20 protein-coding genes are annotated in these 22241 nt (G+C 71.7%); 10 read left to right on the top strand and 10 right to left on the bottom strand.

Going from position 1 to position 22241, the window contains the following annotated elements; genetic code table 11:
• The first annotated feature begins 1 nt into the window (after position 1).
• Genes ABD140_RS07155 through ABD140_RS07130 form a run of 6 tightly spaced genes read left to right on the top strand, consistent with a single transcriptional unit; the run spans position 2 to position 6154 of the window.
• Entirely contained in the window at positions 2 to 1054 is a 1053-nt protein-coding gene (locus tag ABD140_RS07155) for an MCE family protein (RefSeq protein ID WP_344238053.1), read from the top strand.
• Positions 1054 to 2070, top strand: coding sequence for an MlaD family protein (locus ABD140_RS07150; protein ID WP_344238051.1), 1017 nt, complete (start codon positions 1054 to 1056; stop codon positions 2068 to 2070). Before ABD140_RS07155 ends, ABD140_RS07150 begins: the two co-directional genes overlap by 1 nt.
• Positions 2067 to 3110 (top strand): MCE family protein, encoded by a 1044-nt coding sequence (locus ABD140_RS07145; RefSeq protein ID WP_344238049.1) that lies wholly within the window; start codon positions 2067 to 2069, stop codon positions 3108 to 3110. The genes ABD140_RS07150 and ABD140_RS07145 overlap by 4 nt, the downstream gene beginning before the upstream one ends.
• The gene (locus tag ABD140_RS07140) at positions 3107 to 4096 is read left to right on the top strand and encodes an MCE family protein (protein ID WP_344238047.1); all 990 of its coding nucleotides are present in this window, start codon (positions 3107 to 3109) and stop codon (positions 4094 to 4096) included. Before ABD140_RS07145 ends, ABD140_RS07140 begins: the two co-directional genes overlap by 4 nt.
• Positions 4093 to 5376: an MCE family protein gene (locus tag ABD140_RS07135; protein WP_344238045.1), complete on the top strand. Its 1284-nt coding sequence runs from the start codon at positions 4093 to 4095 to the stop codon at positions 5374 to 5376. Before ABD140_RS07140 ends, ABD140_RS07135 begins: the two co-directional genes overlap by 4 nt.
• A 19-nt stretch (positions 5377 to 5395) precedes the next feature.
• Positions 5396 to 6154, top strand: a complete 759-nt coding sequence (locus ABD140_RS07130; protein ID WP_344238043.1) for a hypothetical protein — start codon at positions 5396 to 5398, stop codon at positions 6152 to 6154.
• Between the two features lie 34 nt (positions 6155 to 6188).
• Here ABD140_RS07130 and ABD140_RS07125 read toward each other — a convergent pair whose 3' ends face one another.
• The 7 genes from ABD140_RS07125 to ABD140_RS07095 all read right to left on the bottom strand — a co-directional run bounded on the left by ABD140_RS07125 (position 6189) and on the right by ABD140_RS07095 (position 14075).
• Complete coding sequence (locus tag ABD140_RS07125) at positions 6189 to 7127, bottom strand: hypothetical protein (protein WP_344238041.1); 939 nt, start codon at positions 7125 to 7127, stop codon at positions 6189 to 6191.
• Between the two features lie 58 nt (positions 7128 to 7185).
• Positions 7186 to 7680: an NUDIX domain-containing protein gene (locus tag ABD140_RS07120; RefSeq protein WP_344238039.1), complete on the bottom strand. Its 495-nt coding sequence runs from the start codon at positions 7678 to 7680 to the stop codon at positions 7186 to 7188.
• Positions 7681 to 7758: 78 nt separating this feature from the next.
• Entirely contained in the window at positions 7759 to 8346 is a 588-nt protein-coding gene (locus tag ABD140_RS07115) for a TetR/AcrR family transcriptional regulator (protein ID WP_344238037.1), read from the bottom strand.
• Positions 8347 to 8507: 161 nt separating this feature from the next.
• The gene (locus ABD140_RS07110) at positions 8508 to 10673 is read right to left on the bottom strand and encodes a TerD family protein (RefSeq protein WP_344238035.1); all 2166 of its coding nucleotides are present in this window, start codon (positions 10671 to 10673) and stop codon (positions 8508 to 8510) included.
• Positions 10674 to 10727: 54 nt separating this feature from the next.
• A complete protein-coding gene (locus ABD140_RS07105; protein ID WP_344238033.1) occupies positions 10728 to 12044 on the bottom strand; it encodes a DUF2079 domain-containing protein in 1317 nt (438 codons plus the stop codon).
• A gap of 211 nt (positions 12045 to 12255) precedes the next feature.
• Positions 12256 to 12924, bottom strand: coding sequence for a response regulator (locus ABD140_RS07100; RefSeq protein ID WP_344238031.1), 669 nt, complete (start codon positions 12922 to 12924; stop codon positions 12256 to 12258).
• Positions 12921 to 14075, bottom strand: coding sequence for a sensor histidine kinase (locus tag ABD140_RS07095; RefSeq protein WP_344238029.1), 1155 nt, complete (start codon positions 14073 to 14075; stop codon positions 12921 to 12923). The genes ABD140_RS07100 and ABD140_RS07095 overlap by 4 nt, the downstream gene beginning before the upstream one ends.
• Before the next feature lie 124 nt (positions 14076 to 14199).
• Between ABD140_RS07095 and ABD140_RS07090 the strand changes: the two genes are divergently transcribed.
• Together ABD140_RS07090 and ABD140_RS07085 are read left to right on the top strand one after the other, a co-directional pair.
• Positions 14200 to 15111, top strand: coding sequence for an ABC transporter ATP-binding protein (locus ABD140_RS07090; protein ID WP_344238027.1), 912 nt, complete (start codon positions 14200 to 14202; stop codon positions 15109 to 15111).
• The gene (locus ABD140_RS07085; RefSeq protein WP_344238025.1) at positions 15108 to 15962 is read left to right on the top strand and encodes an ABC transporter permease subunit; all 855 of its coding nucleotides are present in this window, start codon (positions 15108 to 15110) and stop codon (positions 15960 to 15962) included. Before ABD140_RS07090 ends, ABD140_RS07085 begins: the two co-directional genes overlap by 4 nt.
• Before the next feature lie 10 nt (positions 15963 to 15972).
• On the opposite strand, the gene ABD140_RS07080 is transcribed toward ABD140_RS07085, so the two are convergent.
• Positions 15973 to 16401, bottom strand: coding sequence for a GlcG/HbpS family heme-binding protein (locus ABD140_RS07080; protein ID WP_344238023.1), 429 nt, complete (start codon positions 16399 to 16401; stop codon positions 15973 to 15975).
• A 99-nt stretch (positions 16402 to 16500) separates the two neighbouring features.
• Here ABD140_RS07080 and ABD140_RS07075 point away from each other — a divergent pair, with 99 nt between their 5' ends.
• A complete protein-coding gene (locus ABD140_RS07075; protein WP_344238021.1) occupies positions 16501 to 17760 on the top strand; it encodes an MFS transporter in 1260 nt (419 codons plus the stop codon).
• A 32-nt stretch (positions 17761 to 17792) separates the two neighbouring features.
• On the opposite strand, the gene ABD140_RS07070 is transcribed toward ABD140_RS07075, so the two are convergent.
• Both ABD140_RS07070 and ABD140_RS07065 read right to left on the bottom strand, forming a co-directional pair.
• The gene (locus ABD140_RS07070; protein ID WP_344238019.1) at positions 17793 to 19163 is read right to left on the bottom strand and encodes a PepSY-associated TM helix domain-containing protein; all 1371 of its coding nucleotides are present in this window, start codon (positions 19161 to 19163) and stop codon (positions 17793 to 17795) included.
• A 98-nt stretch (positions 19164 to 19261) separates the two neighbouring features.
• A complete protein-coding gene (locus ABD140_RS07065) occupies positions 19262 to 19819 on the bottom strand; it encodes a hypothetical protein (RefSeq protein WP_344238017.1) in 558 nt (185 codons plus the stop codon).
• Between the two features lie 232 nt (positions 19820 to 20051).
• Between ABD140_RS07065 and ABD140_RS07060 the strand changes: the two genes are divergently transcribed.
• Positions 20052 to 22214: a carbohydrate-binding module family 20 domain-containing protein gene (locus ABD140_RS07060; protein WP_344238015.1), complete on the top strand. Its 2163-nt coding sequence runs from the start codon at positions 20052 to 20054 to the stop codon at positions 22212 to 22214.
• Positions 22215 to 22241 lie beyond the last annotated feature (27 nt).

The raw sequence follows: 22241 nt of genomic DNA, 5'->3' as shown, positions 1-22241 counted from the left end.
GATGGCCGACCCCCGCGTCCGCGCCCGCTTCACCGCGCTCCTCCAGCTCATCGCGTTCCTGCTGGTCACCGGAGTGCTCACCTATGCCATCGCCGCGCAGATCGCCCGGTTCGACTTCAGCGACAACTACCGGGTGACCGCCGTCTTCGACGACGTGAACGGCCTGATCGAGGGCGACAAGGTGAAGATCGCCGGAGCCCCCGTCGGGCAGGTCGGCGCGATCGAGGTACGGGACGGCAAGGCCGTGGTCGAACTGCGCATCCGCGCCGAGCACCGGCTGCCCGCCGACAGCCAGGCGGCGATCCGCTGGCGCGACGCGGTCAGCCAGCGGGTGGTCTACCTGCTGCCGGGCACCAGCGGCGAGCGGCTGCGCGACGGCGACGAGATCACGCGCACCCGCTCGGTCGTGGACATCGGCGACCTGGTCCACCGGCTGGAGCCGCTCACCCGCAACCTCGACTCCGGCCGCGTCAACCAGATCCTCACCTCCGTCTACCTGGCGCTGGAGGGCAACGAGGACGACGTCTCCCAGCTCCTGACCAACGTCGACAAGCTCTCCTCCACCATCGCCGGGCGCAGGCAGACGCTCAAGACGATGCTGGAGGACTACTCCACCGTCACCGGGATCATCGCCAAGCGCGACGACCAGATCGCCAAGGCCACCGACGACCTCGTCACCCTCTCCCAGGCGTTCGTCGACAACCGGAAGCTCGTCGACGACGCCCTCGTCCAGCTCTCGGCGATGCTGCGCACCACCGACGTCGTGCTGGGCCGCAACGGCGACGAACTGGAGCAGATGCTTCAGAAGCTCTCCCGGGTCACCGACGGCACCCAGCGCAACCTCGATCCGCTTCTGGAGACCGTCACCGTGATGGGGCCCAAACTCCAGCGGCTGTACGACACCTTCAACGACGGCCAGTACGTGACCGGCACCGCGGCCTGCGTCACCCTCACTCCCGGCCCGTGCCCGTTCGATCCCGAGCTCGTCGGTTCGACGGAACGCCCCGCCGAGTCCCCCCGCGCCCTGCGCGAACTCATCCTGGGAGGCGAGTGATGCGGCTCAAGTCCTTCCGCGACCGCGATCCCGTGGTCCTGGGACTGGTCTCCACGGGCTTCATCGCCCTCCTGCTCGTCGTGGTCTTCCTCATCGGCAGCCTCGGCCTGCTGCAGAGCCGCTACACCCTGACCGGGGTGTTCACCGACACCGGCGGGCTGCACTCGGGCAACGACGTCAAGGTCGCCGGGGTCAAGGTCGGCGAGGTCACCGCGGTGGAGCCCGACTTCTCCCGCGGCACCGTCCTCATCACCTGGGAGGTCGACTCGAAGGTGCGCCTGGGCCCTCAGACCAGGGCCGAGGTCAGGACGTCCAACATCCTGGGCGGCCGGTACCTGCGGCTGTCCGGCCCGGTCGCCGAGCCCCACCTGGCCGGCCTCTCCGCGGAGCGGCGCCGCATCCCCCTGGAGCGGACCCAGACGCCGACCACGGTCAACGACCTGCTCGCCTCGGGCACCAGGAGCCTGGCCGAGATCGACACCGAGCTCATCTCCCAGGTCATCGACCAGGTGGGAGGCATCTCCCCGCAGACCGAGAAGCGGCTCGTCGGCTCCCTGCGCAACCTCACCGACATAGCCGACACCCTGGAGGGGTCCGGGCCGCGGCTGAAGCGGCTGGTCGCCGACAGCGACCGCGTCCTGAAGCTGGCCAGGTCCAAGGACGCCCAGCTCTCGGCGCTGGCCCGCAACATCCAGCAGCTCCTGGACGAGCTGCGCGACCGCCAGCTCGAGCTGGCGGTGCTGCTGGGCAGCGGCGACGCCGCGGTCGGCCGGATCAGCAAGCTGATCAGCCGCCAGCAGGCCGGCCTGGTCGAGCTCGTCGAGAGCCTGGACGGCGTCGTCGGGCGGCTGGACCCGCAGATCGGCGAGCTGAACACCCTGCTGGCCTGGATGGGCCCCACGCTGAGCGCCTTCAACGCCAGCAACAGCCACGGGCCCTGGGTCGACGCCATCGGCACGCAGCTCGGCCTGCTGTCGGCCGAGGACATCCGCGAACTCACGGGAGGCCGCCGATGACGGCACCGCGCACGCTCCTCGCCGCGGTCCTGAGCGGCGCGCTGACGCTCGGCCTGGGCGGCTGCTCGGCCACCGGAGGCGGCGGCTACCCGGTGGTCGTCTATTTCGAGAAGACGCCGGCGCTGTACGAGGAGTCCCGCGTCAAGGTGATGGGCTCCAACGTGGGCGTCGTGGAGGACCTGCGGGTCGAGGACGACAAGGTCCGCGTCCGGCTGAAGGTCGACTCCGGCGTCCCGCTGCCCGCCGACGTCCGGGCGACGATCGCCGCGGAGAGCGCCATCGGCGAACGCAGCGTCATCCTCTTCCCCGCCTGGAAGCCCGGCGACGGGCGCGCCGCACCCGGCACGGTCATCCCGGTCGAGCGGACCGAGCCCGCCGTCGAGATCGACGAGGCGCTGTCGGCCTTCACCGACCTCGCCGAGTCGGTGGACCCCCGCAAGCTCTCCCAGGCGATAGAGACCGGCGCCGACCTGGTGGAGGGCCGCGGCGACTCGATCAACCGGGCGCTCTCCACCACCTCCGAGCTCGCCGACGACCTGGCGGCCCAGGACGAGCAGCTCGTCTCGGTGGCCGAGGGGCTGCGCGACCTGTCGTCCTCGCTCAACAGCAGGGACGAGAAGCTGCGTCGGCTCATCGACTCCTTCGCCACGACGAGCGACCGGCTCGCCGACGAGCGCACCCGGCTGCGCGGCTTCCTCGTCGGCCTGGAGACGCTCATCCGCAAGGGCGACGTCATCGTCACGGCCTACCGGGAGAAGCTGCCGTCCACCCTGGCGAAATCCTCGAACCTGGTGATGACGCTCAAGGCCAACAGCGCCTCCCTGAGCCAGACGATCATCGGCCTGGCCCGCTTCACCGACCTCGCCGTCGGCACCTGGGACCGCAGGAACGACGTGTCCTCCATCCGCATCCAGCTGAACGCCACCATGCGGATCTGGCTCCAGCCGATCTTCGACGCGATGGACTGGGGCGAGGTGCCGTGCCTGGAGAAGCCGCTGGGCAACTGCCCCGACAAGACGGTGGAGAGGGGCGGCTCGTGAGAAGAGCGGTCATCGTGGTCACGGCCGTCGCGCTGACCTCCGGTGCGTGCTCGGTGCAGACGCTGGGCGCGCCCAAGGGCGACTTCGTGCTGTACGCGGTGTTCGACGACGTGCAGAACCTCGTCGCCGGGCACTCGGTGCAGATCTCCGACGTGCCGGTCGGCTCGGTGGCCGGCATCCGCCTGGAGGGCTACCGGGTCAGGGTGACCATGTCGATCGTCGACGGGACCCGCATCCCGGCGGGTACCACCGCGACCCTGGCCAAGGCATCGCTGCTGGGTGAGAACCTCGTGCGGCTCGACCCGCCGGCCGAGGCCGGCCCGCGGTTCCTGCCCAGCGGGGCGACCCTCGCCCAGACCTCCGTCCAGCCTGGCCTGGAGCAGGTGAGCGAGCGGGTCGCACCGGTCGTCGCGGCGCTGGGCGGCCAGGACCTCAACGAGATCATCACCGGGCTGTCCACCGGCCTGGAGGGTCAGGGCCCCGCCCTCAACAAGATCATCAAGCGGGCGAACGAGATCTCCGACAGCTACGCCGCGGCCAACCGCGACCTGGCCGACGTGATCGACGGCATGGGGCGGCTCGGCCGGTCGCTGGCCGAGAGCGCGCCGGCGCTCGACCGGCTGCCCGGCCTGCTGGTGGAGACCACCGAGCGGGTCCAGAAGGACCGCAAGGAGCTCAAGCGGGCGGTGAAGGACCTCACCGCGATGGCCTCGGCTGTCAACGACAAGGTCGGCACCGAGCACGGCGAGCGGCTGCGCCGGCTGCTGCTGCGGCTCGACGCCGTCCTCGGCAAGATGATCAAGGGCAAGGACCAGCTCAAGGCGTTCGCCCGCAGCATCCTCGACGGCTTCGCCAAGGCGCCCTCGATGACCAACGAGGGCCAGGCCCTCATCCACGTGTGGCTGAACGGCTTCCTGCCCGCCGCGCCGGCCCGGGAGAAGACCGACATCGCCGACACGCTCAAGGAGTTGACGAAACCGCGATGAGGCCACGCATCCTGCTCAACCTCGGCGTCTTCGCCGTCCTGGGCGCCGTCATGGCCGTCTGGGCCGGCGCCACCCTGCTGCCGGTCCGCATCGGGGAGCGCACCTTCCAGGTGCGCGTGGAGTTCGCGTCCTTCCCGGGCCTGCGCGAGGACCTGGAAGTCGACTACCTGGGCGTCAAGATCGGCCGGGTCGACCACATCGCGCTGCGCACCGGCCGGGTCGACGTGACCGTGGAGATCGACGAAGGCGTCGAGGTGCCGCGGGACGCGACCGCGCAGGTGCTGCGCAAGTCCGCGGTGGGCGAGCCCTACGTGGAGTTCAGCCCGCCCGCCGTCCGCGGCGGCGAGCTGCTGGCCGACGGCGACGTCGTCCCGCTGGCCGGCACCAAGGTCGCCGTCGAGTACCAGCGGCTCTTCGACAGCGCGGGCGAGCTGCTGAAGTCGGTGAAGCCCGAGGACATCAAGACGCTGACCGGCGAGCTGGCGACCGGCCTGGAGGGGCAGGGCGACCCGCTGCGCGACACCGTCGCCGACCTCAACCAGCTCACCGGGACGCTGGCCGACAACTCCGGCGTGCTCGACGCGCTGGCCGTCCAGCTCACCCAGCTGGCGGGCACCCTGTCGGGATCGCGCACGCAACTGGCGTCCGGCCTCGACGACCTCGCGGCGTTCACCGGGACGCTCAGCGCCTCACGCGCCGAGCTCGACAGCCTCCTCGACCGTTCGCCCGGCTTCCTCGAGCGGGTGAACGGGCTGCTGGAGGAGTCCAAGCCCGGCGCGCGCTGCCTGCTCACCGCGCTGGGGACCGAGGGCACGCCGCTGTTCACCGACCGCAACGCCAAGGAGCTCGAGCGGGCGCTCACCAGCATGCACAAGGACTTCCCGGTGGTCGCCGACCACATCCTCATCACCCGGCCCGAAGGCATGTACGCCAGGGTCAAGCTGGTGATCACGGCGGCGGGTCCCATCTCCAACGCCGAGGAGTACGCCCACGAGCTGGCCGATCCGGCCGTTCCGCCGGTCTACCGCTGCAAGTCCGGCGCCGAGCAGCGGAGCGCCGCGCCTACCGAAGAAGGCACCGCACGCCAGGACGGCTCCCCGGCCGCCGTCCAGGGCCGCGAGGCGCCCCAGCCGTTCACCACGGTCGTCCCCCGTTCCGCCGACTCCGCGGACGAGGGGCCGGGGAACTGGCTGACGCTGCTGCCGATCGCCGGCGGCGGCCTCGTCCTGCTCGGCGTCGCCGCCCACACCGTCCGCCGTTTCCGCCGCACGTTCCGCTGAACCCACCCAGGAGAACAAGATGACGACGAAGGCCGAAGACGTCACCGAGGACGTCGTCTCTGACGACGTCGCCGAAGAGGCCTCCGCCGGGACACCGGCGGAGGACGCTCCCGGGAAGGAGGCTTTGGCGGAGGACGCTCCCGGGGAGAAGGCTCCGGCGGACAGCGCCTCCGAGCAGAAGGCGCCGGAGGACGACACCCCCGTGAAGGAGGCGGCGGCGCGCTTCCCGCTGGGAAGGGTCCTGCTGGTCGCCGCCGTCGTCCTCGTCCTGATCGCCTCGACCACGACGGCGCTCGTGCAGTGGCGGGAGGCCTCCCGCCTCGGCGACGCCGCCCGCACCGAGCAGCTCGTCCGCACCCGGTCCGCCGAGTTCGCCCAGGCTCTCCTCGCCTACCGGCACACCGACCTGGACGCGGCCCGCGAACGCATCCGCTCGTTGTCCTCCACCGAGTTCGGCCGCGGCTACGAGACCGCCTTCGACGGGCTCGCCGAGGTCATCAAGAAGTACGAGGCGAACGCGAAGGCCACCGTCCGCGACATCTACGTCAACGAGGTCGACGGCCAGCGCGCCAAGACCCTCATCGTCCTGGACACCGAGGTCCACAGCACCGCCGGCGTCCGCCGCGTCCTCGGCACGAAACTCCTCCTGGAGCTCCTCCAGGAGAAGGGCGTCTGGAAGGTCGACTCCCTCACCACCCTCGCCCCCGACGACGAGAGCCTCACCAACCCCGACGGCACCACCGAGAAGCCCGAGACCGAGGCTCCCGAGACCCCCTGACCGCCGTGCGGGGCCTCTCCCGCGGGGGAGGCCCCTACCTTCCCCGTCTGGCGAGGCCCACCGCGAAGAGGAGCATGCCGACGAGGGCCGTCAGGGTGATCCACATGCCCGGCAGGAGGGACTGGCTTCCGGCGAACTCCAGCAGGCGGAAGCTCTCCACGTCGTAGTCCCAGGCCCGGCGGAGCTCCTCGGGGTCGTCGGGCACCCAGGTCAGGTGCTGGACGACGCCGTCCAGGACGTCGGGCAGCAGCCAGCCCGCCACGCCGAGCGCGAGGCCCGCCGCGACGTCCCGGCTGCCCGTGGAGGCGGCGAGGACCAGCATTCCGGCGGCCGCCAGCGCCGCGACGACCATGGAGACGCTGACGGGCAGCCCGACGTCCTCCCGGAAGAGGGTGCAGCAGTCCAGGTGGTTGGAGACCCGCTCCCCGTCCTGCGTCCAGGTCGTCGTCATCCGGATCCACGGCAGCCATTCCCCGAGCAGCCCCAGCAGCGCCAGGCAGACGCCGGTCACCGCCCACGACGCCCCGCCCCCTCCTCCGGCCGACCGCAGCCGCCCGTCCCGCACCAGCGCCGCGAACGCCGTCACCGCCGCCGCCACCAGGAGCACGCGAGCGGACAGCAGCACCACGAACCCCGGCCCCATGCTCCCTTCCGCCCCGAACGCGTACTCGATGTTCCCCACCGCGTTCGACCAGGCGAACGGCGTGTAGGCCACCACCAGCCCGGCCGCCGCTCCGAACGTCCGCCGGAACGGCATCAGCACCGCCGCGACGGCCAGCAGCACCAGCTCGGGAACGTACTGGAAGGCCGAGGCCCCCTCCCCCAGCAGCGCGGGCCCCGTCCCGAACTGCCGCACCGAGCTGCCCGCCACCGCCATGGCCGCCGCCACCGCCGTGAGCGCGGCGGCCGTCATCTCCAGCCCGCGCCGCCCCTCCCCCGCGTCCTTGCCCATGACGTATCCGACATCGCCCATTTCCGCTCCCTTCCGGAGGAGATCCTGCCAGCGGTCCCCGGCCCCCGCGCCGCCGAAGTCAGGCGCGGGCGAAGAAAGCGGCGGCCACCCGGGTGTGCAGCGCAAAGGCCAGCTCCGTCGGCTCGTGGACCACGAGCCGCTCCATGACCTCCGCGTTGGGGACCGCGGGCGGGAGTGCGGACGGATCCAGGCACGGCCCCGAAGCGAAGACGAGAACGGTGCCGTCGGGCGCGCTGTGCACGTCGAAGAGCCGGACGTCCCCGGCGTCGACCACGATGCCCGTCTCCTCGTGGAGCTCCCGGACGGCGGCCTCCTGCCAGGACTCCCCCACGTCGATGTAGCCGCCGGGAAGCGCGAGGCCGCCGCGGTGCGGTTCGACGCCGCGGCGGATCACCAGCAGCCCGTCCCCCACGGGAAGCACCATCACGGCGACCGGCAGCGGGTTGAGGTGGCTGCGGTTCCCGCAAGAAGAGCACAGGCGCGGCCACGCCCGCCCGGCCTCGAACGGCGCACCGCAGAAGGAGCAGTGCGCGTTCTTCTCCGTTCGCCTCATCTCAGGGGGTCTCCCGACGCCGGAGCGGTCAGTGCGGCTCACGTTAGTGCACGGCACGGCTTTCCGGCGGGGTTTCGCTCACGGTTTGAGGTACATGTCCGCCAGGTGGTGGAGGTGGCGGCGGAAGCGCGCCGTGTCCTCGGGGTCCTTCGCGTCCTCGTGGCCCGGGATGCCGTTGAGAACGAAGATCTGGACGGCCCACGCCACGGTCCAGGCCATCAGCTCGCCGTCGACTTCGGGACGGAAGACGTCCTCGGTGGCGGCCCGCATGCGGCCGGCCTGGGGCATGACGAAGGTCTTCTCGATCTCCCTGAGGTCCGCGGCGTCGTTCATCCAGCGCTGCACCATCAGCGCCGCGTTCTCGGGGTGCTCCAGCAGGTAGTCGAAATACAGGTCCAGGAACTCGTGGTACCGATCCCGGTCGAATCCCGTTTCCTGGAACTCCCGCACCAGCGCCAGCTCCGAGGCGCGGACCCGGCGGAACACCTCCAGATACAGCTTCCGCTTGCCGCCGAACTCCTTCGTGATGGACGAGGCGGGCAGGCCCGCGGCGCCGGCGACCATCTCGGTCTCCGTCTGGTCGTAACCCAGTTCCGCGAACAGCCTTGTGGCCGCGGCCAGCAGCTGCTCGTACTCGCCCGTGGAGGGGGGATAAGCCGTTGACATGATTTTCCCTCTGCTTTCCCATCCGCTGAGAAAAGAGAAAGGCCCCCGGAGACCGGGGGCCTTGTGGCTCATGGCGAGGAGAGCGGGGCGGGTACGGATTATTTTTGGAAAAAATAGTAGGAGTAACCCGCCTCATGGCCTCGCCAGAGTCAGTTTACACCTCAGGAGGGAATGAGGTCGGACAAACGGGTCAGGTCGAAGATCTCGGAGCCTTCGGGGAGGTCCTCGGGCCGCTCCCTGCCCACGAAGGTGACGGGGGCGGACGGAGCGTCGTTGTCGTCGCCGAGGAAGGTGACCTTGGCGGCCTTGGCCGACCACAGGTCGGTCAGGTGGCGTACGCGCAGGTACTCGCGGTCCACGATCGTGCCGACCAGGTGGGCCGTGGTCATGCCGGTCGTCTCCACCCTGTTGAAGTTCACCCCGCCGCGAAGGAAGAGGTGCAGCCATTTGGCGCGCCATCTGCCGTCCTGGCCGCGGAGGAAGACCAGCGGGAGGGCCACGCGGCCGTGGCCGCGAAGGTCGGACTTCATGCGGACCGTCGCCGGTTCGAAGGGGGCTCCCGCCTGGCGGGCGTCGCGGACCATGAAGCCGAAGAACGATTCGGCGAGTTCGTCGAAGCCTTCGCCGCTGTAAACGTGGACCTGCGGGATGATGACGCGCTGCTGCAGCTTCCCGAGGGTCAGGTCGATGAACTCGCTGGCACCGTTCTCGGCCGAGGTGATGTCTCCGGAGTGCTCGCCTCCCACTTCCGTCAAATGCGTCCAGGACAGCTGGGAGGCGTAGGTGTAGTCGTCGTTGAGGAGCAGTGCCGACAGGTCGAGGTCGGTGGTCTTCTCGCGCTGGCGCCAGTAGATGAAGAAGCGCAGCAGGTTCCCCTCCACCGGGGAGTACGAACCGCGCGGCAGCACTCCGAAACCGGACGGGGACGACTTGCCGGACAGCGGCAGGGCGACGGACCAGATCTCCCGGTCGATCACCAGGTGGTCGACCTCGGGGAGGCGGCGGGTCACCTCGGCGTCCAGGATCTCGCACACGCGCAACGCCAGGGACATGTCGAGCGGGGCTCTGTTGTCGGGTCCCTTCCAGGCCCTGCTCTTGCGGGTGATGAAGATCCGGTGGCCGCCGCGGGACGCGCTGCGATTGTCCAGGTGCTCGCGCAGGGACAGCAGGACCCGTCCCGAGACCTGCTCCACGGTGTTCTCGACGGCCTCCAGGATGGCGTGGGCCTCCTCCTCGGAGGCGGCCGAGCGCACCAGCCAGTCCAGTGAACGGAACAGCAGTCCGGGCGCGGTGGTGAGGATCCGTGTCGCGCGGAGCACGTCGCGCGCGTCCATGGCCGACTGCACCCGCGCGGCGAGCGAGGGAGCGCGCTCCTCGCCTCGGGCGACGGCGAACACGCGGGCCGCGTGCGGCCAGCACGGGTACTCGTGCGGGTGGAGGCGTTCTCCCAGCCGCTTCCACTGCTCGCGGTGGGCGTTGACGTCGCCGAGCTTCGCCGGGGAGGCGGCCACGACGCCGTCCAGGGCGGCCAGCAGAGCTCTGCGCGCACGGCGGGACGGGGAACGGAGGCGGGTCGCCGGTTCCAGGTCCGCGCTGCCGCCGGAGAGGACGGACGCCAGCCGCAGCACGTCGGTGACGGTGTCGACGAGCAGGTCCTTGCCGGAGGCCAGCCGCACCTGGTTGATGTGGGCGCGGTGCTCCCGGACGGGGATCTGCTCGGGCTGCGGGCCGTCCGCGCAGTGGGAGGCGAGGACGCGCAGCGCGTCCGCGTCGTCCTCGCCGAGGGGCACCGTGCTGCCGGCGAGCGCGAGGTACAGGCGCGACGCCTCCTCCTCCAGGGTGCCGCCGAGGTGCAGCAGGGTGACCCGGTCCCCGGCCGAGGGGATCAGCTCGTCGTGGGCGGCGAGCATCTCCTCGTAGGTGTGCAGGTAGCGGCCGTAGGACGGCAGATCCAGCAGGTTCAGGCCGTCGCCGCCGGTGATGCCCCGTTCGGCGACGACCGGGTCCAGCAGCGCCTCGGCGAGGCAGCGCGTCCAGAACTCCAGCGTGTCCGGCACGCCGCCCGGGAAGTCCTTGAAGTAGGTGTTGTGCCGGACGTGGTCGCCGACCTCGCGCCGCACGGCCGCCAGGACGCGCACCGCGAAGTCGACGACGGTCCCCTCGTCCCGTCCGGCCAGGTGCTCCATGGCCTCCCGCGACAGCTTGAAGCCGGCGGACATCAGCACCGCGTCGAACTGCCGGACGACGACCTCGGTCTCCCCCGCGCCGCCCCCGGGCCGCGGCAGCCGCCGCGTCCTGCGGACGATCAGCTCTACAAGATCGGTCATCGCCGAATCATCGCAGCGATGTCCGTCATTCGCCGGTGATTTTCGGATATGCCGTTACGGGCGGTGGAAGAGGACGACGCCGTCGGCCGAGGCGAGGCGCCGGAAGCCCCTGCCGGGGAGTTCGGCCAGCGCCGCGTCCTGCTCCTCGACCGTGCGGGGGGTGTTCGAGCGGCGCTCCAGGTCGAGGGCGACCCACGTGTAGGGGCGGCCGCTGAGATCGGGGAAGGCCACCACCGTGGTCCTGCCCGTGAGCTGCGGCACGAGGTTGTTGCCGGCGGCGACGGTCGCGCCGTCGGGGATCCGTTCGAGCAGCTTCCTGGCGGCGCGCGCGTGCGGGTCGGCGCGCCAGGAGTAGGAGCTGACGGGTGTCGACGGCAGGAGGGCGAGGGCCGTCAGCAGCACGGCGTAGGGGGCGAGGCGCGCGGGGAGCCGGGGTCCCGCGGCGCGGAGGGCGGCCAGGCCGCTGATCGCCGCGGTGAACAGGACGGGCATGAGGATCGCGTTGTAGTGGACCTCGCCGGTGCTCCAGTACAGCGGGTTGCCCGACAGGAGCCGCAGGCCCAGTGAGGGTACGGCGATCAGCACCAGCGGGGACCGCAGGCACAGGCCCAGGGTGATCAGGAGGAGCCAGCCGAGCAGGGCCGCCTTGCCCACCGGGTCGGTGAGGGCGAACTCGGTGCCGGAGTAGGGGTAGCGGCCCGCCCGGTTGAACGCGGGGATCAGGACGAGGAGGGTCAGGGGGACGGCGGCCAGCCCCGCGGCCGCCACTCCCGCGCCGAGCTTCCGCGGCCCCTTCCAGAACAGGTAGACGCCGATCGCGGCGACCGTGAAACCCATGTCCTCCTTCACCAGGAGGAGGGGAAGCGTCCAGGCCGCGGCGGCCTTCCAGCGCTCCTCGGCCAGCGCCGCCATCGCGAACGCCAGCAGCGGCACGGCGAACGCCACCTCGTGGAAGTCGAAGGCCGCGAGACCCTGCAGACCCCAGGAGAGCCCGTAGGCGACGGTGACCGCGTGGCCGGCGGCCGGGCGAAGGGCCCTGACCGCGTACCGGCCCACCGCGAAGACCGACAGCGCGATCAGCGCGGCCTGGGCCACCAGCAGGACGCCGGCGTCCGGCCAGAGCCGGTACAGCGGCGCCAGCACCACGAGGACGGGATGGAAATGGTCGCCGAGCAGGTTGTAGTCGGCGCCTTTCAGCGGAGAGACCGGGGCTTTGAGATCCGCGTACGACGCAATGGCCTGATGGAAGATTCCCAGGTCATAACCACTCGTCCGCAGCCGCGCGTGCTCGAACAGAGAAAATGATGCATAAAGCACAAAAAAGGCGATCGAGATGCCACCCGTGACGGCGTTCCGACCCTCGATCCGCATACCCACCCCCCGTGCGAGCCTCTCCCGGAGCCCGAAAGCAAAGATCACCGAGATTAGCGTACGGAAAGGCGCCGAAAATCGGCTGTTCTCCGGTTCGTGGAAGGACCGATCCCGGAGAAGCCTTTTCGTCGGCCATGATGAACGCCGCCGACCGATGAACGGAAAAGAACGGCGCACGGCATGAATCCGGCCACGAAGGCGCGGGATCCCGTCAGCGGGAACGCGGCGGGGACACCAGGCCCATCTCGTAGGCGAGGATGACCAGGTGGACGCGGTCGCGGGCGTCGAGCTTGGCGAGCAGCCGCGTCACGTACGCCTTGACGGTGGAGACGCTGATCACGAGCCGGGCCGCGATCTCGTGGTTGGTCAGCCCGGTGCCGACCAGGGTCAGCACCTCGCGCTCCCTGCCGGTGACGGCGTCCGGCACCCGGTGCCGCGGCGGCGGGAACGGGGCGGGGCCCCGGGCGAACCGCTCGATCAGGCGGCGCGTGACGCCCGGCGCGATCAGGCCGTCCCCGGCGGCGACCACCCGGATCGCCGCGAGGATCTCCGGCAGCGCCATGTCCTTGACCAGGAAGCCGGACGCGCCGGAGCGGAGGGAGCCGTAGACGTTGTCGTCATCGTCGAACGTGGTCAGGACGACCACGCGCGGCCCCTCCGGGTCGGCGGTGATGATCCGGGTGGCCTCGATGCCGTCCATGCCGGGCATGCGGATGTCCATGACCACGACGTCGGGGCGCAGGTCGCGGGCGAGCCGGACGGCCTCGCCCCCCGTTGCGGCCTCCCCGAGGACCTGGAGGCCGGGGTCCTCGGCGATGACCATGCGCAGGCCCGCCCGCACCAGCGGCTGGTCGTCGGCCAGGACCACCCGTACCGTCAACGCGGCCTCACCGGCAGCCGGGCCGCGACGCGGAACCCGCCTTCGGGACGCGGTCCGGCGGTGAAGTCGCCGTGCAGAAGGCCGACGCGCTCACGCATCCCGACGATGCCGTGACCGCCGCCGAGCCCGGTGCCGCCGCGTCCGGAGTCCACGATCTCGATGGCCAGCTCGTCTTCCCGGTGCTCGATGGAGACCCGGCAGCCGCCGGTGCCGGCATGGCGCACCACGTTGGTCACCGCCTCCTGGACGATGCGGAACGCCGACAGGTCGATCTCGGCGGGCAGCGGATCGCGCCGGCCCGACCGGCGCACGTCGACGTGGACGCCCGCGGCCGCCGTCGTCGCGGCGAGCCGTTCGAGGTCGGCCAGCCCGGACGCCGGGACGGTCTCCACCGGGTCGCCTTGGCGGAGCGCGCCGAGCATCCGCCGCAGGCCGGCGAGGGTCTCCCTGCTCGCCTGCTCGATCGCGTCCAGCGCCTCGCGGGCCGCGGCAGGCCTGGCGTCGGCGACCATCTTGGCGGCGCCGGCCTGGATGGCGATGACCCCGATGCTGTGCGCCACCGAGTCGTGCAGTTCGCGGGCGATCCTGAGCCGTTCGGCCGTGACCGCCTGGGCATGCGTCATCCGGGCGTGCTCGCGGCTCTGCCGGACCCAGCCGCCGGCCAGCCAGGCGATGACGGCGGTCAGCGCGACGCTCGACTGCGTCGAGGTGCCGATGGGGAAGCCGAGCATCACCCGGACGGCGGAGTGGCCGGCCAGGACGGCGAGCGCCATCGCCACCGCGGCGGCCGAGGTCCGGCGGGGCCGGGTGGCCGCGATGTGGACGAGGGCGGCGTCGGCGGCCAGGAACTGCGGGAAGGCGATCTCGGTCGAGTTCAACGCCATCGCCGCGAACACGGCCCCGGCCAGGAGCAGCGCCAGTGCCGACAGCGACCGGCGGCCCAGCAGGAGGCCGCCGACCAGTATCAGGGCGGTGGCCGCGACGACGAAAGGCACATGCCCGGAGGTGAGGGAGCCGAGCCCCTCGGGGCGGAAACGCGGCACCTCGCCCGGCAGCCTGACGCTGACCGCCGCTTCGTAGGCCAGGCCGGCCGCCCAGGCCAGGACCGCCCACGTTCCGGGCGGCAGGCGCCTGAGCAGGGGGACTTTCACCCCGCGATCGTAGGACGGCGGGACCGGCGGGCGCATCGGACCACGGGCTTACGCCCACGGTCCCATGCAGGTCTGGACGACGGCACGATGCGGTGCGGGCACCGCCTCCTGCACCGTTGCCCGCATGATCGAAGCCAGAGAGCTGACCAAGCGCTACGGCGGCACCACGGCCGTGAACGCGCTGAGCTTCACCGTACGGCCCGGGGTCGTCACCGGCTTCCTCGGCCCGAACGGCGCGGGGAAGACCACCACTCTGCGCATGGCCCTCGGCCTGAACACGCCCACCTCGGGAAGCGTGACCATCGGCGGGCGCCCGTTCCGGGAGCGGCCGCGCGGGCTGCGCCACGTCGGCGCGCTGCTCGACGCGGGCGACGTCCACGGCGGGCGCAGCGCGCTGGCGCACCTGTCGGCGCTGGCCCGGGGCAACGCCATCCCGCGCCGCCGGGTCACCGAGGTGCTGGAGGAGGCGGGGCTGGCCGGTGCGGCACGGCGCCGTGTCGGCGGGTTCTCGCTGGGGATGAGGCAGCGGCTCGGGATCGCCGCCGCGCTGCTCGGCGACCCGCCGGTGCTGCTGTTCGACGAGCCGCTGAACGGGCTGGACCCCGAGGGCGTGCTGTGGGTGCGCGGGCTGCTGCGCCGACTGGCCGCCGAGGGCCGCACCGTGTTCGTCTCCAGCCACCTGATGTCGGAGATGGAGCACACCGCCGACCGGCTGGTCGTGATCGGCCGCGGCGAGCTGATCGCCTCCGAGTCCCTCGCCGATTTCGCGGCCCGCGGCAACCGGCGGAGCGTGGCCGTCCGGACGTCCGACCCCGCCGCGCTGGCGGCCCTCGTGACCTCCGCGGGCGGTGCGCTGGAGCCCGAGGACGACGGGTCGTACACGGTGACCGGGCTCAGCGCGGACCGCGTCAGCGAACTCGCCTTCGAGCGGCGCGTCCTGCTGCACGAGGTCACCGCCCGCAACTCCTCCCTGGAGCAGGCCTTCATGGAACTCACCGCCGACAGCGCCGAATACCGGTCGGGAGGAGCACGATGAGCGCGATGACGCCGCCGGCGGCCGAACCCCGCGCCCGGTTCGGCGACCTGCTCGCCGCCGAATGGATCAAGATGCGGTCGCTCCGCTCGACCTCCGCCGCCCTCGTGGCCGGGGCACTGGTGTCCGTCGGGATCTGCGTGAACTCCGCACGGTCCAACGCCCACCTCATCGAGCGCAGCACGAACCCGGACCAGCGCACGGCGATCGACCCGCTGCACGCCGCGTTCGTCCCCGAGGCGTTCCAGATCCTCATGGTCGTCGCCGCCGCCGTGGGCGCCGCCACGATCTTCGGTGAGTACGCCGGCGGAATGATCCGTACGACGTTCGCGGCTGTTCCGGCCCGCCGGTCGGTGGTCGCCGCCAAGGTCGTCGTGGTGACGGCGGTCATGCTCGTCTACGGCACGGCCGTCGCCGCCGCCTCGTTCGGCGTGACGCAGGCGATCTACGACCCGGTGCGGATCGGGTTGCCGATCACCGCGCCCGGCGCGTTCCGCGCCGTCGCGGGTTCCGCGCTCCTGGCCCCGGTCTCCGCCCTGGTCGGCATGGCCCTGGGCGCCCTCATCCGGCACACCGCCGGGACCGTCGTCGCGAGCGTCGGCGTGCTCCTGCTGCTGCCGAGGCTCTTCGGAGGCGAGACGTACCGCTGGGTCAAGGAGATCGGCAACGCGATGCCGGTCAGCGCCTGGACCGCCCTGGTCGAGAATCCCGCGCGGAGCCTCCCGCCCGGCGGGCCCGTCCGCTGGGTCAGCAGGTATCCGGTGTCCGTCACCGAGGCCTGGCTCGTCCTCGGGGCCTGGGCGCTCGTCGCGGCGGCCGTCGCCGTGGCGGTCGTCCACCGCCGGGACGTCTGAGGGGCGGCGGTCAGACCGCGTCGAAGAACGCCGTGAGGGCGGCCGCGGCGGCCCGGGCGCACTCGACGTCCTGGTCGGCGGTGGCGCCGCTGACGCCGATCGCGCCGAGGAGTTCGCCCTCGTGCTTGACGGGGAGGCCGCCGGGGAGGGTCGTCAGGCGGAAGGGGACCTGGTCGTCGATGATGGTGAAGAGGTCGGGGTAGGTCTCGCGGATGCCGGACATGGCTTCGCTGGGCGCGCGGAAGGCCGTGGAGCTGCGGGCCTTGGCGCGGGCCACGTCGGGTCCGAACCAGGGAGCGCCGTCGGCCCGGACGACGAGGATGTCGGCGCCTCGGGCGTCGACCAGGGCCACGGCGACCTTCAGGCCGTCGGCGGCGGCGCGGTCGAGCGCGGCGTCGGCGGCGGCTCGGGCGGCCTGGAGGGACAGTTTTCTGGCCATGGGTCCTCGTCTTCTGCTGCTCCGGGGGTCCTGCGGGACCGGTCCATCTGGATGTTCTATACCTTCAGTGGATCTGTCGGGCGGGGAAGGGGGTGCCGGGTGGATTCGGGGTCGGCTTTGCGGGCGTTCGGACACCGCAACTACCGGATCTTCTGGTGCGGGGCCCTGGCTTCGAACACCGGGAGCTGGCTGAGCAACCTCACGGTGCCGTACGTGCTGTACCAGCTCACCGGAAGCGCGTTCTGGGTGGGGCTGGTGAGCCTGTGGCAGTTCCTGCCGAGCGTGTTCTTCGGGCCGCTGGGCGGGGCCGTGGCCGACCGGTACGACCGCAGGCGCGTGCTGTTCCTCACCCAGGCGGGCATGACGGCCGCGGCGTTCCTCATGTGGGCGTGCTGGGTGACGGGCTGGCGGGAGCCGCTCGTGCTGCTGGCGCTGGTGGGCCTCGGCGGGCTCTTCATGGGGATCAACCTGCCGAGCTGGCAGGCGTTCGTCAGCGACCTGGTGCCGCGGGAGGACCTGCGGTCGGCGGTGGCGCTCAACTCCCTGCAGTTCAACGCCGCCCGCGCCCTCGGACCGGCGATCGCCGGGATGCTGCTGGCGCTTCTCGGGCCCGCCTGGTCCTTCTTCCTCAACGGGATGTCGTTCTTCTGCGTGCTGGCGGCGCTGCTGCTCATCCGCGGTACGGGCGGCGGCGTGCGGGCGGCGTCCAGGTCCGCGGGCGTCGTCCGCGAGTTCGCCGAGGCGCTGCGCTACATCCGCGCCCGGCCGGGCATCGTCGTCTCGCTGGCCGTCTCGGTCCTGATGGGCGTGCTCGCCAATCCGATCTTCCAGCTGACCGTGGTGTTCGCCGGGAGCGTCTTCCGCACCGGGCCGATGAGCCTGGGCCTGCTCAACGCGGCGCTGGGCGTGGGCGCGGTGCTGGCCGCGCCGCTGGTGTCCGGCAGGCGGGCGCCGAGCCTGAGCCGGACGGTCCGCTGGGGGCTGGTGGTCTGCGGGACGGCGACGGTCGCGTTCGGGGCGGCGCCGACCTACCTCTTCGGCCTCGTGTGCCTGGTGGTCGTCGGCGGCTGCTTCCTCGCCATCGTCTCCAGCGCGAGCACCGCGGTCCAGGTCATGGTCGCCGACCCGCTGCGCGGCCGGGTGATGGCCTGCCGGATCATGATCTACACCGCGTCCTTCCCGGTCGGCGGCCTGCTGCAGGGCTACTGCGCCGATCTGGTCGGGCCGCGTGCGACCGTCTGCGCTGCGGGGGCGCTCCTGCTCGTCTCGGCGGCCGTCCTGATGTCCTGGCGCGGGCCGGCCCGCCTGGAGCGGCTGGACGACCCGCACGACTCCTCGTACGTCCCCGCCGAGAGGTGAGGCGGGAGGGCCGCGCGGCCCTCCCGCCCGGATCAGCCCGCCCGGCCTCGCAGACGCCCGATGAGGACGTCGAGGACGAGGAACGCGGCGAGCGGGTAACCGAACAGCGGCACCAGCCAGGCCGCGCCGAGCGCCCCTGCCGCCAGGAGCGCCAGGGCCCACGGCGGGACGGTGCGCCACGCCCCGCGCGGGACGGGGCGGCCGAAGCCGTGGCGGCCGCGCCGCCACCACATCAGGTAGCCCCAGCCGATGAGGAGGACGAGCCCGAGGGCCAGGGCGGCCAGCAGGACCTGGTTCGCCGGGCCGAACAGCTGTCCCGTGTGCGCGGCGACGCCGAGGCTGGTGAGCTTGGCGAGGAACGGGTAGTCGGCGAAGCGCAGGGTGGCGACGACCTCGGCGGTGGCGGGGTCGACGGCCGCCGAGTCCTGGCGCACCGGCCAGCTCTGGTCGGTCTGCTTGACCGTGAAGGCCTCGTCCGGACGCGACGGGTAGCCGATCTCGACGGGGCCGGCGAGACCGGCCGCGGCGAGGACCTGGTCGGCGTCGGCTCCGGAACCGGCGTGGTGGGCGTGGGCGTGGTCGTGGGCTCCCGCGCCGTGGTGGGCGGCCGCGGCGGTGCCCGCCAGGGTGGGCGTGACGCCGTTCAGCGCGGTCTGGATCCCATCGATGCGGGCGCCGGATCCGGCCGACCACGTCAGGCCCGTCGCCGACAGGAAGAGCAGCCCGGCCGCCGACCACAGGCCCACGGTGCCGTGCAGGGACAGCGTCCTGCGGCGGCCGGAGGCCCCGCGGTCCGGGACGAGCAGCTCGCGGCGGCGCCTGCGCCTGCGGGAGGCCCACAGGACGAGCCCGCCGCCGACGACGGCCCACAGCCAGCTCGCCGCGAACTCGCTGTAGTAGCGGCCGGGGTCGCCCAGGTGCAGGTTGGCGTGGAGCTTGGACAGCCACGCCCGGACGGGCAGCGCCTCGGAGCCGCCGTAGACGGCGAGCTCGCCCTTGACCGTCCCCCGGTAGGGGTCGACGAAGACGGCGAGCCGCTCGGAGGCGCCCAGACCGTCGGCGCTCATCAGGACGCGGGTCGTCTCGCCCGAGCCGGCGGACGGCCGGACCGCGAGGACCTTCCCGTCCGGCCGCGCCTCCCGGGCGAGCTCGACCTGCCGCTCCAGCGGGAGCCGCTCGCCGGCGGCGGGCACCCGGAGCTGCTCGGCGTAGATGATCTTCTCGGCCTGCCAGGAGCAGGCGTACAGCAGCCCGCTGACCGCGGCGACCAGCAGGAAGGGCGCGACGATGACGCCCGCGTAGAAGTGCAGGCGCAGGGCCAGCGCCCGCAGCCCGCCCGAAAGGGAGGTGGATGGTCTCTTCCGCCGGGCCGTCGGCTCGGTGGAAGCGGTCGTCAAAGACAAGGAGGCACTCCATGGCGAACTCTCATGGCGCGCGGCCCTTCTCGGGAACGCGGCCATGGGCCTCCGGCGGTACGCCGAAGACCTGAGGGAAGGGAAGGTCAGAGAGAGTTCGCCACGGGCGGCCCGCGCCGCCCCACGGCGGTGACGATCGCCGCCGGGACCAGCACCCGCACCGTCCCGGCCGCCGGCCGCGAGACGGGCGGGGCCGATACGGGCGTGTACCGCAGGAGCCGCAGGAGCCGTGCGGCGGTCCGCCGCACGAGGGCGCAGAGGAGTTCCTCGCCGCACCGCAGCCAGGCGGCCGACAGCAGGGCGACGATGAGGTGCCCGAGCAGCATCGCCGGACCGGAGTGCCCCGCGTCCACCATGACCGGAAGGTCGGGGTTCACGGACTCCGCCGTCCCCGGCGCGAGCCGCCCGAACAGCTCGTGCAGCCCGTACTGGGCCAGCGACGTGGCGGGGAGGACGACGCGCATGTCCCGCTCCCGCCCGCCGAGCAGGAACGCGCCCGCCGCGGTGAGCAGCGCCGCGAGCCCCGTCCCGCCGGGCCCCGGCAGGGCGCCGCCGCCGTACCAGTGCGCGACCGCGGAGACGAGCGTGCACACCGCGCCGAAGCCCGCAGCGCGGATCATCCGCAGGCTCCAGTCGGGTGTCATCCCGCCAGTATGGTGCCGCTCTCCTGAAGAGCCGCTACCGCCCACGGGTTTCTGGCGGGCGGGGAAGGCGAACGGCGCCGCCGGGTGAAGCCCGCCGCCGCAGGGATGACGTCAGCAATTCATGAAAGTTTCAAGATTTTTCTGCAAGCTCTTGATATTCATGCAAGGAGGATTCATTCTCCTCGTGGACGGCCGTCCCTCCCCCATCCGTTCGGCCTGAGGAGAGCTCCGCATGGCTTCCGCACGATCTCCGCGTCTTCGAAGATTCCGTTCGCTGCTGCTGGGTTTCGCCCTGGTGGCCGGGGGCGCCGTGCCCCTGGCCTCGGTGGTGGCGAACGCGCCCGCGGCGGCGGCCGTGACGTTGAACGACAGCGACGTCACGGCGAACCTGTGGCAGTGGAACTGGGACTCCGTCGCCTCGGCGTGCACGGACCACCTCGGCCCGGCCGGTTACGGCGCCGTCCAGGTCTCGCCGCCGCAGGAGTCCGTCAGCCTTCCGAACAGCAGCGACGGCGTGCACCCGTGGTACGAGGTGTACCAGCCGGTGTCCTACAAGCTGGAGTCCCGCTTCGGAACACGGGCGGAGTTCGCCGCGATGGTGAACACCTGCCACGACGCCGGCGTACGCGTCTACGTGGACGCGGTCGTCAACCACATGGCCGGGGTGAACAACCCGTCAGGCACCGTCGGGTACGCCGGGACGGCGTTCACCGGCTACAACTACCCGGCCGTCCCGTACGGGAACTCCGACTTCCACCGCCCCGGCGACAACTGCCCCACCAACGGAGCCATCAACGACTGGAACAACGAGTCCCAGGTGACGAGCTGCGAGCTGCTCGCGCTCTCGGACCTGTACACCGAGAAGGAGGCCGTCCGCGACAAGATCGCGGCCTACCTGAACGACCTGGTCGGCCTCGGCGTCGACGGATTCCGCGTGGACGCCGTCAAGCACATCAAGAAGGCCGACTTCGCCGCCATCCTCGGCAAGGTCGCCGACACCGCCGCGGAGAACAAGCGCCCCTACGTCGCTCAAGAGATCTTCGACGGGGCCTCCAACGACGCCCTGAAGGCCCGTGCGTTCATCGGCAACGGCGACGTGCTGGACTTCGCCTACGCCAAGACCGTCAAGGCGCGTTTCCAGGGCTCCATCGCCGACTTCGCGAACTTCTCCAACTGGACGATGGACGCACCCAGCGAGAACGTCTTCGCGATGGTCACCAACCACGACCTGGAGCGCGACGGCGTCGTCCTGTCCTACAAGAACGGCACCGACTACGTCCTGGCCAACTACTTCGTGCTGGCCTGGCCGCACGGCAAGCCGTCCGTCTACGACAGCTTCTCCTACTCCGGCCGCAACCAGTCGCCGCCCTCGGACTCCAACGGCTTCGTCACCGACGCCTCCTGCGGCTCCGCCTGGAACTGCCTGAGCCGCACCACCGGCATCAAGGGCATGGTCGGCTGGAACAACGCCGTCAAGGCCGCCAAGACGGTGTCGAACTTCAAGGCCGTCAACGCCAACGTGATCGGATTCAACCGCGGCTCCTACGGCTGGATCGGCATCAACGACTCCGGCAGCGCCGCCACCTCGGAGTTCACCACCGGCCTGGCCGACGGCGAGTACTGCGACGTCATCACCGGAGGCCCCACCTCCACCGGCTGCGCAGGCACCAGGGTCACCGTGGCGAACGGCAAGGCCACCGTGGCGATCCCCGCCAACAGCGCCGTGGCCGTCCACCACAAGGCGCTCCCCGGCGGCGGCCCGACGCCCACCTCCACCCCGACGACACCGACGCCGACCCCGACCACGCCGGTCTCCACGGTCGCCGCCACCTTCAACGTGTACGCCTCGACCGTTCCCGGTGAGAACGTCCACGTCGTCGGCAGCACCTCCGCGCTCGGCGGCTGGGACACCGACGAGTCCGTGCCCCTGTCCTCGTCCGGTTACCCGTACTGGAACGGCACCGTCAACGTTCCGGCGGGCACGCAGATCGAGTACAAGTACATCAAGAAGACGGCGGCGGGGACCGTCACCTGGGAGTCGAACCCCAACCGGGTCTTCGCCTCCGGCACCGCCGCGAACACGCTGAACAACAGCTGGAACGTCGCCAACGCGAACGCCACCGACGTCACCTTCAACGTCGACGCACCCGGCGGCCCCCTCTACGTCGTGGGCTCCGTCGGCGCCCTCGGCTCCTGGAACCCCGCCCACGCCGTCCCGCTCACCCAGGCAGGCCAGGACTGGAGCAGGCTGGTGATCGTCCCGAAGAACACGTCCTTCGAGTACAAGTACCTGCGCAAGGACGCCTCCGGGAACGTCATCTGGGAGAGCGGAGCCAACCGCGCCTACAGCACGGGCGGCGGCACCGGCCTCACCACCGACGACACCTGGAGATGACCCTGCTGTGAAGGCGGCCGGGCGATG

Origin of the sequence: Actinocorallia libanotica (assembly GCF_039525175.1) — a bacterium.
In the GTDB taxonomy this organism is placed as follows: Bacteria; Actinomycetota; Actinomycetes; order Streptosporangiales; family Streptosporangiaceae; genus Actinocorallia; species Actinocorallia libanotica.
This window is presented reverse-complemented; position numbering and strand designations above follow the sequence as displayed.

Bases quoted from the DNA above. Each gene is read 5' to 3' on its own strand.
- ABD140_RS07080 (WP_344238023.1), bottom strand. From the start codon at position 16,401: ATGGCCAGAAAACTGTCCCTCCAGGCCGCCCGAGCCGCCGCCGACGCC.
- ABD140_RS07105 (WP_344238033.1), bottom strand. From the start codon at position 12,044: ATGCGGATCGAGGGTCGGAACGCCGTCACGGGTGGCATCTCGATCGCC.
- ABD140_RS07135 (WP_344238045.1), top strand. From the start codon at position 4,093: ATGAGGCCACGCATCCTGCTCAACCTCGGCGTCTTCGCCGTCCTGGGC.
- ABD140_RS07125 (WP_344238041.1), bottom strand. From the start codon at position 7,127: ATGGGCGATGTCGGATACGTCATGGGCAAGGACGCGGGGGAGGGGCGG.
- ABD140_RS07150 (WP_344238051.1), top strand. From the start codon at position 1,054: ATGCGGCTCAAGTCCTTCCGCGACCGCGATCCCGTGGTCCTGGGACTG.
- ABD140_RS07090 (WP_344238027.1), top strand. From the start codon at position 14,200: ATGATCGAAGCCAGAGAGCTGACCAAGCGCTACGGCGGCACCACGGCC.
- ABD140_RS07145 (WP_344238049.1), top strand. From the start codon at position 2,067: ATGACGGCACCGCGCACGCTCCTCGCCGCGGTCCTGAGCGGCGCGCTG.
- ABD140_RS07130 (WP_344238043.1), top strand. From the start codon at position 5,396: ATGACGACGAAGGCCGAAGACGTCACCGAGGACGTCGTCTCTGACGAC.
- ABD140_RS07120 (WP_344238039.1), bottom strand. From the start codon at position 7,680: ATGAGGCGAACGGAGAAGAACGCGCACTGCTCCTTCTGCGGTGCGCCG.
- ABD140_RS07085 (WP_344238025.1), top strand. From the start codon at position 15,108: ATGAGCGCGATGACGCCGCCGGCGGCCGAACCCCGCGCCCGGTTCGGC.
- ABD140_RS07155 (WP_344238053.1), top strand. From the start codon at position 2: ATGGCCGACCCCCGCGTCCGCGCCCGCTTCACCGCGCTCCTCCAGCTC.
- ABD140_RS07110 (WP_344238035.1), bottom strand. From the start codon at position 10,673: ATGACCGATCTTGTAGAGCTGATCGTCCGCAGGACGCGGCGGCTGCCG.
- ABD140_RS07115 (WP_344238037.1), bottom strand. From the start codon at position 8,346: ATGTCAACGGCTTATCCCCCCTCCACGGGCGAGTACGAGCAGCTGCTG.
- ABD140_RS07065 (WP_344238017.1), bottom strand. From the start codon at position 19,819: ATGACACCCGACTGGAGCCTGCGGATGATCCGCGCTGCGGGCTTCGGC.
- ABD140_RS07060 (WP_344238015.1), top strand. From the start codon at position 20,052: ATGGCTTCCGCACGATCTCCGCGTCTTCGAAGATTCCGTTCGCTGCTG.